Source organism: Paenibacillus sinensis, from assembly GCF_019904155.1.
Lineage (GTDB): Bacteria > Bacillota > Bacilli > Paenibacillales > Paenibacillaceae > Paenibacillus_AQ > Paenibacillus_AQ sinensis.
Genome location: NZ_JAHCMB010000172.1, coordinates 1 through 13,905, shown reverse-complemented (window position 1 = coordinate 13,905; position 13,905 = coordinate 1). Strand labels below are relative to the sequence as shown.

The following is a 13,905-nucleotide window of genomic DNA, read 5'->3' as shown; positions in this document are numbered from 1 at the left end:
CAAAAGAGTCCATATCATTCCAATCATTCCGAAGATAGCGAATACTTTTGCATTGCTCGACAAAATACTGCCTTATGTTCGTTTTGTTTCCTTGTTTTGCTTTCTATCTTTCAGTTCCCTGTGATAAAATAACATAGGTTGTCATTCCATTTAATACGCCGATAACAAATGGGTGATTTCACGGTTGGATGGGGAATTTCGAGCAAAGGAGCTTACAATAATGAAGCTGAGAAAAAAGGACATTTTCTTCGAGACGCTTGAGAATATGGCGGATACGATTGTACAGGCCGCTGATTATTTCGCGCAGCATCTGTCCGACCTGAGCGATCTTGAGCAGTTCGCCGGGGAAATGAAGAAATACGAGTCTCAGTGTGACACATTCACGCACACAGTCATCACGGAATTGAACAAGACGTTCATCACACCGCTTGAGCGCGACGATATTATGGCGCTGATTACAAGCATGGACGACGTTATCGACGGACTGGATTCCTCGGCAACCCGTTTCTATATGTACAATATGACCGAGACGGACGAATACATTACCCAGTTCGCTGAAATTCTGCGTCAATCCGCTTATGAAATCCAGAAGGCGGTTCACCTGCTGTCCCAGAAGAAGCTGCTGGCCATCCGCGAGCATACGATTCGTCTGAACGATCTGGAGAACCAGGGCGACGAGGTGCTGCGCCACTGCACCAAGGCTCTGTTCGAGCAGGTCAAGGACCCGATCGAGCTGATCAAGCGCAAAGAATTGTACGAGCGGCTTGAGACGACGACTGACAAGTGTGAAGACGTGGCCAACATGCTGGAATCGATTATTATGCGCAACTCATAAGGGGCAGTAAATATGGATACATCTTTATTTGTGCTAGGTATTGTCATTGTACTTGCACTCGGATTCGATTTTATCAACGGTTTCCATGATACAGCGAACGCCATCGCGACCTCTGTATCGACCCGCGCCCTTCCGCCCCGGACGGCCATCATTATGGCGGCGTGTATGAACTTCGTCGGTGCGATGCTCTTTACCGGGGTAGCGAAGAAGATTGGGGGCAGCGTAACCGACCCCACGAAGCTGGACAACGGGATCGAGGTGGTTATCGCCACACTGCTCGCCGCGATCATCTGGAACCTGCTCACCTGGTGGTTCGGCATTCCGTCGTCCTCTTCCCATGCCCTGATCGGAGCGCTTGCCGGTGCGGTGTATGTTGGAGCCGGCTCCGAGCATGTTAAATGGTCCGGATTCTCGGAGATTGTGGAAGGACTTATCTTCTCGCCAATCATTGCCTTCGTTATCGGCTACATCGTCATGACGATACTCAAATGGATCTTCGCAAGGCGAAGTCCGCATACCGTCAATAAGGGCTTCCGCACGATGCAGATTTTGACGGCTGCCTTCCAGTCGTTCACGCACGGAACGAATGATGCGCAGAAAGCGATGGGGATTATCACCTTCGCGCTGGTCACCTCCGGGCACCTCGGCACAATGGAAGTTCCGCTGTGGGTCAAAATATGCGCGGCGACATCCATGGCGCTCGGAACTTCGATCGGCGGATGGAAGATCATCAAGACGATGGGCACGAAGATTTTCAAAATCGAACCGATCAACGGCTTTGCCGCCGATGTGTCGGCTGCCTCGGTTATTTTCTCAGCGACGCTTCTGCATCTGCCGGTCAGTACGACTCATGCCATTACATCGGCGATCCTGGGTGTAGGCTCAGCCAAACGTTTCTCTGCGGTGAAGTGGGGAGTAGCGGGCCGGATTGTCATCACCTGGTTCATCACGATTCCGATCAGCGCTGTGCTGTCGGGAGTCATCTTCAAAATTTTGTTCTAAGTCTATACAGCCAAGCACAAGGAGTCTATACCGGGCGAATCGGTGGGACTCTTTTTTTGCGTTTAGGCATGTGAATATGTCAGTAAAAGTTACAAAGAAACGATAAAAAACATTAATCAGGGGAGAAAGAAAATAAAATATATCACGCTTCGGGAAGAAAATTGCGGCTTTCTTATGAAGGTCGCTGTAGGAAGATGTAGTTTCGTGTAGGCGGTGCTTTAACGTTGTGTTCAAGTGTTACGATAGCTGACAGAGAGGCGGAGAAGCCTCATTACGTTCTGTCTGATTACAAGCAGCAGGGGGGACAGTCGTTGATCGATTTCCATCAGGTAGACAAACATTACGGTCAGTTCCACGTGCTCAAAAGCATCAATCTGCATGTTGAGGAGGGGGAAGTGGTCGTCGTGGTCGGTCCGTCCGGCTCCGGCAAGAGCACAATGCTTCGCTGCATCAATCGCCTCGAGATTATCTCCGGCGGACAGCTTACGGTGAACGGCGCTGCCGTCAATGACAAGAAGACCGATATCAACAAGGTTCGCCGGGATATCGGAATGGTGTTCCAGCATTTCAACCTGTATCCGCACAAGAAGGTCATCGACAACATCACGCTCGCTCCGGTCAAGGTGCTGGGAGTCACCAAGACGGAAGCCGAGCAGACCGCGATGTATTATTTGGAAAAAGTCGGCATTGCCGACAAGGCGTCGGCGTATCCGAATCAGCTCTCCGGCGGACAGCAGCAGCGGGTGGCAATTGCCCGGGGGCTTGCGATGAAGCCGAAGATTATGCTGTTCGATGAACCGACCTCCGCGCTTGATCCGGAGATGGTCGGTGAAGTGCTTGACGTGATGCGGACGCTGGCCAAAGAGGGCATGACGATGGTCGTCGTAACCCATGAGATGGGCTTCGCCCGCGAGGTTGCCGACCGGGTGATCTTTATGGACCAGGGGCAGATCGTGGAGGAGGCCGCACCGGAGCAGTTCTTTGCGGAGCCGCGCGAGGAGCGCACGAAGACTTTTCTAAGCCGGGTACTAAGTCATTAAGACTATATATAAACACTGGGGAGGAACACAAATGAAGAAGAGCTGGAAATGGTTAAGCGTCATGATGGTTGCGGCACTGTTCATACTGGCAGGCTGCGGCAGCAACGGAAACAATGCGGCGGACGGCAACTCGGGCAGTGGAAGCGAAAGCTCCGGCGGCGGCATCGCGGCCATCAAGGAACGCGGCAAGCTGCTGGTCGGCGTGAAGTACGACACGAAGCTGTTCGGTCTGAAGGACCCTTCGAGCGGTCAGGTGGAAGGCTTCGACATTGACATCTCCAAGGCGATCGCGAAGCATATCCTGGGCGACGAGAACGCGATAGAGCTGAAGGAAGTGACGTCCAAGACGCGTATCCCGATGCTGAACAACGGCGAGATCGACATGGTCGTAGCGACAATGACGATCACCGAAGAGCGCAAGAAGGAAGTCGACTTCTCTGACGTGTACTTCCAGGCGGGACAATCGCTTCTGGTGAAGAAGGGAAGCCCGATTACCGGTCTTGAGAGCTTGACGAAGGATTCGAAGGTGCTTGGCTCCAAGGGCTCCACTTCCGTGAAAAATATTAAAGAGAAGGTTCCGGGCATTACCGTGCTGGAATTCGACAACTATCAGGATGCCTTCAACGCGCTGAAAGCCGGCAAGGGCGACGCGCTGACGACGGATGACGCCATCCTGTACGGTATGTCCGCCCAGGACGCGGGCTACGAAGTAGTAGGCAAGCCGTTCACCGACGAGCCTTACGGCATCGCCGTCCAGAAGGGCAACTCCGAAGTGGTGAAGGCGATCAATGACACGCTGGCCGAGCTGAAATCGAATGGCGAGTACGACAAAATTTATGAAAAATGGATCGGCAAAGCGCCGGCACAATAATTCATACATCTAATCTTGGAGCGGCAGGCTCCCTGCCCGGGGTACATGGGGATGTACAAGAGAGGGACCCGGGCAGACACAACATCAAACAGATCGGCGAACAACGCCGGCGGCAGCGAAAGGATGGGACGGTGCTCTTAGGCCGGCCATCCTTTCCTGTTATCACAGGCTAATTAACATGGGCAAGACTGACAGAAAGGCAGGTGACCTCTTTGGATTTCTCCATTCTGACGGATTACTTTGGCACGTATATGCTGGGTCTTCGGGGAACGCTGCTGTCAAGCCTTCTCGGACTGATCGGCAGCTTTGTGCTCGGATTGATTATTGCCGTGTTCCGGATCTCGGGGGTGCGGGCTCTTAGATGGTTCGGAACAGGCTATACCGAGTTTATACGCAATATTCCGCTGCTGCTGGTCGTGTATATTTTCTATTACGGTTCCTCGGCGGTAGGCTCTTCGCTGGACGGCTTTCCGGCCGGAACCCTGGGGCTTGCCGTATATACCTCGGCATTCATCGCCGAAGCGATCCGGGCGGGTATCGCGGCTGTTCCGAAGGGACAGACCGAAGCGGCGCGTTCTTCAGGACTGACGTATATGCAGACGATGATCCATGTTGTGCTTCCGCAGGCGATCAAGCTGGTTATTCCGCCGCTTGGCAACCAATTCATCAATCTGATCAAGAATTCGTCGGTGCTGACGATTGTCTCGGGCTTCGATCTAATGTTCTACGCGGATTCCATCAATACGGACACCTTCCGCACCTTCGACACTTACGTATTTGTGGCGCTGTTCTATCTCGTGATGACGCTGCCGATGAGCTATGGAATGCGGGTGTGGGAGCGCAGACTTCAGCACAGCGCACGCTAAAAGTATCCCACAAAGTTAGTGACTGCTTAGAAGGCATTTGCGGGCACTTTAAGGGGACGCAGAGAACAACGGATTACTAGATTAGCAGTATCTTATCTTTTTTCAGGGAAGGAGGACCACCCATGGATTTTGCAGGAGCCTATTCGCCCGATAATCTGAAATTTTTGCTGGACGGCCTTTATGTTACGCTGATCGTCGCTTTTTCGGCGATTGTGCTGAGCTTTCTGCTCGGCTGCGTGCTGGGGGTTATCCGCTATGCCAAGCTTCCGGTACTGTCGCCGATCAGCTTCGTGTTCGTGGAGCTTATCCGGAACCTGCCGCTGCTGCTCCTCATTTTCTTCATGCGGTTCGCACTGCCGGAGGTCGGTATCAAAATGGGACCGATGGCGGCGGCCATCGTCGCACTTACGATCTTCGAGGGAGCGATGATTGCGGAAATTGTTCGCGGGGGACTTAATTCGGTGGACAAAGGGCAAATCGAGGCGGCACGCTCGTCAGGTCTGACGGGTGTGCAGACGCTCTGGCATATCGTGCTTCCCCAGGGGCTGAGACGGATGGTTCCGCCGCTTGTCAGCCAGTTCATCTCGCTCCTGAAGGATACGTCGCTGGCGGTTGTCATTTCGCTGGCGGAGCTGATGCACAACGCGGGTATTATCATCGGACACGGATACAACTATACGATTCCGATCCTTCTGCTCGTTGCTTTAATTTATTTTACCGTGAACTATCTGCTGTCCCTGCTGTCCAGACGTCTGGAGGCCCGGAGCGCCTGATGGAATTGTCGGTTTGTATAGGATTCGATAGGCTTAGAGGGCGGATTGTGATACTATAATGGCTAATACTTTCATTCGGGAGCATGAGCCTATGGGCCAGCCGTTCTATAGACATCCCTATATTCAGATTCTGATGGTCGCCGTCGTTACCGCGATTGCCGGGGAATTCAAGATCAATCCCTTCGACGGCGACGTCTTCCGGATCGCTCTGGGCAGCAGTGTATTTCTGCTGTTTTTGCTGTTGTTCCGGCATCTCTCCTATCCGCTTACCGGCCTCATCACCGGCATCTTCGTTCTGCTGTTCCGGACGGCCATCGACCTTGTGGCGACGGATTTCAGCCTGCACGAGATAACGGCACGCCATTTCTCGGCTACCGTCTACTACATCGTATTCGCTCTCTTGATGAGACTCATCAAGAAGCGGATGGACCGCTTCCATCCTCTGGTGCTGGGCGCCGTCGCGGCGGTGATCGACCTCTTGTCGAACGAGATGGAGCTGCTCACCCGGCTGCTCGTGCTGGGCACGGACAGCTTCAAGCTGAACGAATGGAATTACCTGATGGCTATCGCCATGCTGCGGACGTATTTCACGACCGGACTTTACAGCAGTATCTCCGTCAGCCAGCTGCGGGCGGTGCAGAAGGAGCAGAACCGGCGGATCGAGCAGATGCTCGGCTTCGGTTCGGGCCTGTACGGCGAGGTCTTCTACCTGCGTAAATCAATCGGCACGCTGGAGCAGGCAACACTGGACAGCTATGCGCTCTATCGCAGCCTGAAGGATGGCGGGGATGAGGGACACAGCGTACAGCTGCTTCAGATGACACAGCAGATTCATGAGGTGAAGAAGGATTCGCAGCGGATTCTGGCCGGGCTTACGAAGCTGGTGGACCGCGAGGTCACAGGAGATATGCCGCTGTCGGGTCTTCTCCGGTTCACGATCAAGAGCAATCAGAAATACGCCGACATGCTGGGCAAGACCATCAGATTCAGCCAGATGCTCACCACGGATTACGCCACTGCAAGCTATATCCCCCTGCTGACGCTGCTGAACAATCTGACTGCCAACGCCGTCGAAGCCATTCCGGCAAAAGGCAGCATCTATTTGAATATCTATGAGCAGAATGAATATACGATATTTACCGTCACAGACAGCGGCGGAGGGGTGAAGGAAAGCGACCTTGGAGTGCTGTTCGAGCCGGGCTTCACGACGAAGTTCGACGATGAAGGCGTCGCCGCAACCGGCATCGGGCTGTCCCATGTCCGGGACATTGTCAGGCTGTTCGGAGGGGATATTATGGTAAGCAATGCTCCGCATGCGGGCGGGGCCATGTTTAAAATAGCGATACTTACGGAAAAGCTGCGAAAGGAGGAGTAGCTGTGCCGCTTTCTTTTTGCATAGTAGACGACGACCGGAGCGCGAGACGGATGCTGCAGCATATAATCGAGGACAGCGGGCTCGGTGAGGTGGCGGGAACGGCGGAGGGTGGACAGGAGGGCGTCCGGCTTATTCTCGAGGAGTCGCCCGACATTGTGCTGATGGACCTTCTGATGCCGGACCAGGACGGAATCGAGACTATTCGTTCTCTCCAGGCGCAGGGATGCACATCGAAGTTCGTCATGATCTCGCAGATCGAGAATCAGGATATGGTGGGCCGCGCTTATGAGAGCGGAATCGAGTTCTTCATCCGCAAGCCGATCAACCGGATCGAGGTGCAGACCGTGCTGCGCAAGGTGAATGAGCGCTACGCGATGAGCCTGTATCTGGACGAAATCAAGTCCAGCCTGAAGAAGCTGGAGGGTCTCCGGTTCGGCGGCGTTCCGGCCGCTCCGCCGAGACGCACAGTGAAGGAGATCGTGCAGCCGATCCTGATGAACATGGGAATGATCGGCGAGAGCGGAAGCCGCGACATCATCGCGATCATGGAGATTCTGTCGGAGCGTGAGGATACGGGGAATCTGCCTCCGCTCAAAGAATTGTACGAAGCGGTGGCGGCGGGCTATAAGGACAGCCCGGGTGAAATCGCGAAGGAGATCAAGGCGATCGAGCAGCGGCTGCGACGGGCGCTGGCGACGGGGCTTACTCATCTCGCCTCCATTGGGCTGACGGATTACAGCCATCCCAAATTCGAGTACTATGCGCCGCTGTATTTCGATTTCGAGGATGTGCGGGTGAAGATGAAGGAGATCGAGCAGGGCCGGGAATCCGGCAAGGCCAAGGTCAATATCCGCAAATTTCTGCAGGTGATGCAGCTGGAGCTTCAGGAGGGCAGGCTATGATACGCACGCTTGCGGTCAACCGCCGGGGCGAGGTCCTGACGGGACGGCAGCTTCGAGATCTCCGGATCGAGGATTATGCCTGGATATGGGCCGATTTCTCGGAGCCGGCTCCCGAGGAGACGGCTCTTCTGGAGACTTATTTTCATTTTCATCCACTGGCGATTGAGGATTGCCTGCATGTGCTGCAGCGTCCGAAGCTGGATCTCTACGAGGATGTCCAGTTCTTCGTGCTGCATGCTTTAAATGAGGTAACGCTGCAGGCGGAGGAAGTTGATCTGTTCGTCGGCAAATCGGTCTTCGTGTCCTTTCATTTGGAGCATCAGCCCGAGCTGGACGAAGCCTGGGAACGTCTCGTGCGCGAGATCCAGCACCGGAAAGGCTGGTCGGGCGGTCCGATTCTGGCTGCCTATACCGTGATGGATAAGCTCGTCGACAACTATTTTCCCAGCTTGTACAAAATCGAGGATGAGCTGGCTGATCTGGACAGCCGGGGAGGCAGCGAATCGGTTGAGGAACTGATGGCCCAGGTGTTCGATGTAAGAGGGCGGCTGCTCAAGCTGCGCCGGACCATCGTGCCGATGCGCGATTTGATGTACCGGGTGCTGAGCTCGGAGCATATCCAGAGCAACAAGGAGGAGCGGATGTACTTCGGCGACATCTACGATCATCTGCTCAAGCTGACCGATATGATCGAAGTTGACCGTGAAATGACGGCGGATCTCCGCGACAGCTACATTTCGCTCAGCTCCAACCGGATGAATGGCATCATGAAGACGCTGACGGTTATCACCACCATCTTCATGCCGCTTACGCTGATTGCGGGCATTTACGGCATGAACTTCCGGGTCATGCCGGAGCTGCAGTCCCCATACGGCTATTTCGCCGTCCTCTTGGTCATGCTGGCGCTTGGCGCCGGCATGGTGCTGTGGTTCCGGCGGCGGGGCTGGTTTAAATAAAGCCCGCCCCGCATTCGTACGGATCGCTCCATATATCTACTGCCGGAGCTGACCGTATCCGGACGCCGCTTATTTGCGGCGCCGTTTGCCTGAGGAAGAACTGGAACGACGCCGTCCCGAGGCGCCCGAACTGCGGCGCGTTGGGGCGGTTCTTTTTTTGCGCCGACGAGGGGAGTACGATTTCGAATCTTCTTCCGCCGCGAGCAGCCCCGACGCACCCTTTCCCTTGCCGAAGCTTCCCATTACGACTTTGAACATCGGGGCCATCTGTTGAAATCCCTGCATCACCTTCTGGACCTTGCTCATGGAGCTCACAATCCCGTCGATACCGCCAAAGCGGTCGATTAGACCCTTGATCTGTTCCATATTGCCCAGGTTGCCCAGATTGCCCAGTCCACCCAGGAGGCCGCCTGATTTGGCTGCCGCACCAACTGCCGCTTCGGCCGCCGGAGCGGCCAGTGCGGTCTCGGCTGCCACCGCTTCGGCTCCCGCTCCAAGCGCGGACAGTCCGCCTGCTCCGGCGCCGGGCACCTGTACATACGGACTGATACCGGGGTAGGGAGAACTGCCGAAGGGATCGGACAAAGCCCGGTTGTGCCGGGGTGAGTGATTATAGTAATGCTGAGGCATGCTATCACGTTCCTTCGCCTTGGTTTTGCTATACTGTATGTCATGGGCGAACATAAGGTATGGACGAATGCCCGGTTCTTTCGGGATAGGAGCGGAAAAGGGCGGCTGCCCAGCAGACCTTTCATAATATGATAAATCCTTGTCACGCTTTATTTTGTGCACCGAAATGTAGTAACATGGGAGGAGTGCCAACCCTGAGAATTGAGGAGAAGCAAGGGGAAGCCAATGATGAATTTGTGCGCGGTGAGTGGACATGTGTCCGTCATTTTCGCTCTTTACTGCGTGAATTCGTTAACGCTTGAAAAAACCTCCACGGTGCAATATAGTAGAGGCAGATTAGTCACATAGGGGATGATGATGGAATGCAGCTGAAGAAGCTAAACGATAAAAGCGTTGACCAATTATTCGAAGCCATTCTAACGTTAAAAGATATGGAAGAATGCTACATATTTTTCGATGATCTGTGCACGGTGAACGAGATTCAGTCGCTGTCCCAACGTCTTGAGGTTGCCCGCATGCTGGGCAAGGGCTGCACGTACAACCAGATCGAAGCGGAGACTGGAGCCAGCACGGCGACTATTTCCCGTGTCAAACGATGCCTGAACTATGGCAATGACGGCTACAAAATGACGCTAGAGCGTCTGGGACGCTAATTTCATGCACCCGGGTGTGCTCATTATCAGTCACGGCTCGCGAGATACGTCCTGGGTGGCGATCGTCGACGAGGCGGTTAACGACTTATCGCTGCGGGAAGAGCTTCCCGTGGCGGTTTCTTTTTTGGAGCTGGTCGAGGGCCGCTCCATTCAGGATGGAGTCGACGCGCTGGAGAGCCAGGGCGTTACGGATATTCTGACCGTTCCGCTGTTCGTATCGTCGGGCAGCACCCATGTCGATGAGATAGCGTATGCGCTTGGAGCTAAGGATGAGCCGGAGAAAGAGACTGATCTTGCAAGGTTCACCGTGAATGCCCGCGTGCATTACGGCGATCCCGTCGACGACGACCCGGATATCGCGGTCATGGTCTGGGACAAGATCCGGGAATTGTCATCCGATCCCGAACGGGAAATGATTCTGCTGGTCGGCCATGGCAGTGTGCATCACGGCTTCCGGCAGCGCTGGGAGCGCGGCATGGCTTCCCTTGCAGAGCGCGTTCGCGGGATTAGCGGGGTCGCGGCTGCCGATTTCGCACTGCTCAATCCCGACAGACTGGCGCTCAAGGTGCGCCGCTATCGGGAGAAAGGGTATGAGGTGCTGGTGGCGCCGATTTTTTTGAGCGAAGGGTATTTCACCAAGAACGTCATCCCCGGGAAGCTGAAGGGACTGACTTACAAATATACCGGACGGACGCTGCTCCCCCACCCGCTTCTGCCGCACTGGATCGCCGCGCATGCGGAGAAGCTGCTGAAGACGGTGCGTGAATCCGCTATAGAATAGAAGGTTTTGAAGCAGAGGCAGTGGCTCATCCGCCTGGTTACGGCCCGGTAAGACTAGGTTGAATACGGGGGAGAATGCCGTGCTGTTTGCCTTCCTGCCCTCATATATTGATTGTGCATACAGGAATTGGGTATAATCAGTTAGGAATTCATGCTGTTCTTCGCGGCACAATCCGAAGAGGTAATGGCTGTTCAATAATGAAACGGGTGGCGTTCCGGAAATGAAAAGAGCAAGATTAATCTATAATCCTACTTCCGGGCGGGAAGAAGTGAGAAAGAGGCTGGCCGATATTCTGGATCGGCTGGATCAGGGCGGAATCGAGGCGTCCTGTCATGCCACGACTGGCGAGGGCGATGCGACGGCGGCAGCGGCCGATGCCGTGGACCGCGGATACGACCTGATCATCGCGGCCGGCGGAGACGGGACGCTGAACGAGGTCGTCAACGGTATGGCGGAGAAGCCGGATATTCCTCCGCTAGGCGTGCTTCCCCTTGGAACGACCAATGATTTTGCACGGGCGATGGGCATACCGAAGAATTGGGAGGATTCCTGCGACCTGATCATCAGACAGCAGTCCCGCCCGATCGATCTCGGGAAGGCCAATGACCGTTATTTCATCAATATCGCCGGCGGCGGCAAGCTGACCGAGCTGACATACGAGGTTCCCAGCAGGCTGAAGACGATGATCGGGCAGCTTGCGTATTATTTGAAGGGAATCGAGAAAATGGCCAGTCTGTCTCCGACAGAGCTTGTAATCCGTGCGAACGGACAGGATGATCTTCACGATGAGTTCATGCTGTTCCTGATCGCCAACACGAACTCGGTAGGCGGGTTTGAGAGGCTCGCGCCCGACGCGCGGATCGACGACGGCATGTTCGACGTCATAGCGCTGAAGAAATGCAATCTGGCGGAATTCATTCGCCTCGTCAGCCTCGCCTTGCGCGGTGAGCATTTGCAGGATAAGAGAGTCGTCTACTTCCGCACAAATGAAATGGAAGTCACTTCCCCGGGGTATGTCCAGCTGAACCTGGATGGCGAGCTGGGCGGGACGCTTCCGGGACAATTCCGCATCCTGCCCGGGCATTTGCAGGTTTTTGCGCAGAATATGTAAGACAAGGTTTGGGAAACAGTGAAGACAGTCAAGACGATAGAAGAGAACCGAAATGTGCGTGGATTACGAGTAATGGCGATGCGCACAAGGGCGTTAACATAGAGGAAAGAAGTGAAGCGGACAACATGAAGAAACACCGCAGCGGCCGGGACTCCGGCCGCCGTGCCGTTTCGGCGGAGATCGCCGGACTGCCGGTGAGCAAGAATGACGAAGTCGTGCTGGACATTATCGGATTGACACATGAAGGCGAAGGGGTAGGCCGCGCGGAAGGCTATACCCTTTTTGTGCAGGGGGCGCTTCCCGGTGAGAAGGTCCGCGCCAAGGTGCTGAAGACGAAGAAGCAGTACGGCTACGCCAAGCTGCTGGAGCTTGTTCAGCCGAGCGCTGACCGCATCGCGCCGCCCTGCCCGATCTATGACCAGTGCGGCGGCTGCCAGCTGCAGCATATGGGCTACGCCGCCCAGCTGCGCTGGAAGCGGCAGCTGGTGATCGATAACCTGGAGCGGATCGGGAAGCTGAAGGTAGCGAAGGGCGAAGCGGGGCAGGGAAGCTCTGACGATTCAGCGCCTGCCGCTTCGGACGGCGGCATCCTCGTGCAGCCGACGCTCGGCATGGACGAGCCTTGGCGCTACCGCAACAAGGCCCAGGTGCCGATCGGCGTCACTGAAGGCGGCCTTGTCGGCGGCTTCTATGCGCGCGGCAGCCATCGCATCATCGACATGGAGACCTGTCTCATCCAGCATGAGCATAACGACACCGTAGTGTCGGTCGTCAAGCGGCTCGGCCGGGAGCTCGGCATCTCCGCATATAATGAAGAGACCGGCCGCGGCTTGCTGCGGCATGTCATAGTTAAAAAAGCGTTCCGCACCGGCGAAATGATGCTCGTCCTCGTTACGAACGGCCAGGACATTCCACACCGGGATGCCTGGATCGGCTGCATCCGGGAGGAGCTTCCGGATGTTGTGAGCATTTGCCAGAACGTGAATACCGAGCGCACTAACGTCATCTTCGGCGACAAGACCCGCGTTCTCTGGGGCCGCGACGTGATCTATGACTATATCGGCGACGTACAGTTCGCCATCTCCGCGCGTTCGTTCTATCAAGTGAACCCGGCGCAAACCGAAGTGCTGTACGGAAAGACGGTCGAATACGCTGGGCTAACCGGCCGTGAAACCGTCATCGACGCCTACTGCGGCATCGGCACGATCTCGCTGTTCCTGGCGCAGCATGCGGACCAGGTATACGGCGTCGAGATCGTCCGCGAGGCCATCGAGGACGCCCGCGCCAATGCTGAACTGAACGGGATGAAGAACGTTGAGTTTGAGGTGGGAGCATCGGAGGACGTGATCCCGCATTGGAAAGAGCAGGGCGTCACCCCCGACGTCATCGTCGTCGACCCGCCCCGCAAGGGCTGCGACCCGCGCCTGCTGGAGACGATTCTCCAGATGCAGCCGGAGCGCGTGGTGTATGTATCGTGCAATCCTTCGACACTGGCACGGGATTTGCGAGTGTTGGAGGACGGCGGGTACTCCACCGTTGAGATGACTCCGGTGGATATGTTTCCGTGGACGGTGCATGTGGAGGCAGTAGTGTCAGTTCATCGGATCAATAAATAAAGGAGAAGCCTAAACCTCTGATGGTTGTTTAATCAACTAACATCAATTAGCTGTATGACTTCCGAAAAAGTCGACTGTAATCACATAAAGATGAAATTGATTGAGTATCATAATAATGATAAAATGTTGTTAGGGGGTGGGTGCATTGCCGCATATAAGACCTGTATCTGATTTGCGAAATAATTTCGCCGAAATATCAAAGATTGTTCACGAAACCCTTGAACCGGTATTTCTTACGAAAAACGGACATGGGGATATGGTTGTCATGAGTATTGAGCAGTATGAGAATATACAGTACAACAACGAGATTTTTGCAAAGTTGAAAGAGGCTGAAATCGAAGCAAATAACTCTGACATCCGTTTTGGTCACGATGAAGTGTTTAAGCAATTAAGACAGCGTTTAAGTAAGGAAGAAAAGGAATAACTACATTTAAACTGGGGGCTTTTCCTCCAGTTTGTTTGATTTCGTTGACATCCAATTTGTCCCATGTTAT

The 13,905-nt window shown here is 54.8% G+C and carries 15 protein-coding genes; 14 read left to right on the top strand and 1 reads right to left on the bottom strand.

Annotated elements, in window-relative coordinates:
* Positions 1-220 precede the first annotated feature (220 nt).
* From KIH86_RS19725 to corA, 9 genes are all read left to right on the top strand, one after another.
* Positions 221-835, top strand: coding sequence for a DUF47 domain-containing protein (locus KIH86_RS19725; RefSeq protein WP_223088024.1), 615 nt, complete (start codon positions 221-223; stop codon positions 833-835).
* A gap of 12 nt (positions 836-847) precedes the next feature.
* Positions 848-1,837: an inorganic phosphate transporter gene (locus KIH86_RS19720; protein ID WP_223088026.1), complete on the top strand. Its 990-nt coding sequence runs from the start codon at positions 848-850 to the stop codon at positions 1,835-1,837.
* Between the two features lie 311 nt (positions 1,838-2,148).
* Positions 2,149-2,877 carry an amino acid ABC transporter ATP-binding protein gene (locus tag KIH86_RS19715; protein ID WP_223088078.1) on the top strand — a complete coding sequence of 243 codons (729 nt, stop codon included), beginning with the start codon at positions 2,149-2,151 and terminating at the stop codon, positions 2,875-2,877.
* Between the two features lie 31 nt (positions 2,878-2,908).
* On the top strand, positions 2,909-3,748 hold the full coding sequence (locus KIH86_RS19710; protein WP_223088028.1) for a glutamate ABC transporter substrate-binding protein: 840 nt from the start codon (positions 2,909-2,911) through the stop codon (positions 3,746-3,748).
* 251 nt (positions 3,749-3,999) lie between these two features.
* Positions 4,000-4,614 (top strand): amino acid ABC transporter permease, encoded by a 615-nt coding sequence (locus KIH86_RS19705; RefSeq protein ID WP_052099124.1) that lies wholly within the window; start codon positions 4,000-4,002, stop codon positions 4,612-4,614.
* Positions 4,615-4,736: 122 nt separating this feature from the next.
* On the top strand, positions 4,737-5,387 hold the full coding sequence (locus KIH86_RS19700) for an amino acid ABC transporter permease (protein WP_223088031.1): 651 nt from the start codon (positions 4,737-4,739) through the stop codon (positions 5,385-5,387).
* Positions 5,388-5,445: 58 nt separating this feature from the next.
* On the top strand, positions 5,446-6,762 hold the full coding sequence (locus KIH86_RS19695) for an ATP-binding protein (protein WP_235775500.1): 1,317 nt from the start codon (positions 5,446-5,448) through the stop codon (positions 6,760-6,762).
* A gap of 2 nt (positions 6,763-6,764) precedes the next feature.
* On the top strand, positions 6,765-7,664 hold the full coding sequence (locus tag KIH86_RS19690) for a response regulator (RefSeq protein ID WP_223088034.1): 900 nt from the start codon (positions 6,765-6,767) through the stop codon (positions 7,662-7,664).
* Positions 7,661-8,620: a magnesium/cobalt transporter CorA gene (gene corA / locus KIH86_RS19685; RefSeq protein WP_223088036.1), complete on the top strand. Its 960-nt coding sequence runs from the start codon at positions 7,661-7,663 to the stop codon at positions 8,618-8,620. The genes KIH86_RS19690 and corA overlap by 4 nt, the downstream gene beginning before the upstream one ends.
* A 69-nt stretch (positions 8,621-8,689) precedes the next feature.
* Here the strand turns inward: corA and KIH86_RS19680 are convergent, their stop codons facing one another.
* A complete protein-coding gene (locus KIH86_RS19680; RefSeq protein ID WP_235775499.1) occupies positions 8,690-9,304 on the bottom strand; it encodes a tyrosine protein kinase in 615 nt (204 codons plus the stop codon).
* Between the two features lie 308 nt (positions 9,305-9,612).
* Between KIH86_RS19680 and KIH86_RS19675 the strand changes: the two genes are divergently transcribed.
* The 5 genes from KIH86_RS19675 (at position 9,613) to KIH86_RS19655 (ending at position 13,835) form a co-directional block, all read left to right on the top strand.
* Positions 9,613-9,903, top strand: coding sequence for a YerC/YecD family TrpR-related protein (locus tag KIH86_RS19675; RefSeq protein WP_038693609.1), 291 nt, complete (start codon positions 9,613-9,615; stop codon positions 9,901-9,903).
* 4 nt (positions 9,904-9,907) lie between these two features.
* On the top strand, positions 9,908-10,684 hold the full coding sequence (locus KIH86_RS19670) for a sirohydrochlorin chelatase (protein ID WP_223088041.1): 777 nt from the start codon (positions 9,908-9,910) through the stop codon (positions 10,682-10,684).
* Between the two features lie 220 nt (positions 10,685-10,904).
* Complete coding sequence (locus tag KIH86_RS19665; RefSeq protein WP_223088043.1) at positions 10,905-11,795, top strand: diacylglycerol kinase; 891 nt, start codon at positions 10,905-10,907, stop codon at positions 11,793-11,795.
* Positions 11,796-11,920: 125 nt separating this feature from the next.
* Complete coding sequence (rlmD, locus tag KIH86_RS19660) at positions 11,921-13,411, top strand: 23S rRNA (uracil(1939)-C(5))-methyltransferase RlmD (protein ID WP_223088046.1); 1,491 nt, start codon at positions 11,921-11,923, stop codon at positions 13,409-13,411.
* Positions 13,412-13,556: 145 nt separating this feature from the next.
* On the top strand, positions 13,557-13,835 hold the full coding sequence (locus KIH86_RS19655; RefSeq protein ID WP_223088048.1) for a type II toxin-antitoxin system Phd/YefM family antitoxin: 279 nt from the start codon (positions 13,557-13,559) through the stop codon (positions 13,833-13,835).
* Positions 13,836-13,905: the final 70 nt, after the last annotated feature.

What these genes read in the sequence shown, in the direction of transcription:
- KIH86_RS19725 (WP_223088024.1), top strand. Translation starts at nt 221, where the DNA reads ATGAAGCTGAGAAAAAAGGACATTTTCTTCGAGACGCTTGAGAATATG.
- KIH86_RS19720 (WP_223088026.1), top strand. Translation starts at nt 848, where the DNA reads ATGGATACATCTTTATTTGTGCTAGGTATTGTCATTGTACTTGCACTC.
- KIH86_RS19710 (WP_223088028.1), top strand. Translation starts at nt 2,909, where the DNA reads ATGAAGAAGAGCTGGAAATGGTTAAGCGTCATGATGGTTGCGGCACTG.
- KIH86_RS19705 (WP_052099124.1), top strand. Translation starts at nt 4,000, where the DNA reads ATGCTGGGTCTTCGGGGAACGCTGCTGTCAAGCCTTCTCGGACTGATC.
- KIH86_RS19700 (WP_223088031.1), top strand. Translation starts at nt 4,737, where the DNA reads ATGGATTTTGCAGGAGCCTATTCGCCCGATAATCTGAAATTTTTGCTG.
- KIH86_RS19695 (WP_235775500.1), top strand. Translation starts at nt 5,446, where the DNA reads ATGGCTAATACTTTCATTCGGGAGCATGAGCCTATGGGCCAGCCGTTC.
- corA (WP_223088036.1), top strand. Translation starts at nt 7,661, where the DNA reads ATGATACGCACGCTTGCGGTCAACCGCCGGGGCGAGGTCCTGACGGGA.
- KIH86_RS19680 (WP_235775499.1), bottom strand. Translation starts at nt 9,304, where the DNA reads ATGTTCGCCCATGACATACAGTATAGCAAAACCAAGGCGAAGGAACGT.
- KIH86_RS19675 (WP_038693609.1), top strand. Translation starts at nt 9,613, where the DNA reads ATGCAGCTGAAGAAGCTAAACGATAAAAGCGTTGACCAATTATTCGAA.
- KIH86_RS19670 (WP_223088041.1), top strand. Translation starts at nt 9,908, where the DNA reads ATGCACCCGGGTGTGCTCATTATCAGTCACGGCTCGCGAGATACGTCC.
- KIH86_RS19665 (WP_223088043.1), top strand. Translation starts at nt 10,905, where the DNA reads ATGAAAAGAGCAAGATTAATCTATAATCCTACTTCCGGGCGGGAAGAA.
- rlmD (WP_223088046.1), top strand. Translation starts at nt 11,921, where the DNA reads ATGAAGAAACACCGCAGCGGCCGGGACTCCGGCCGCCGTGCCGTTTCG.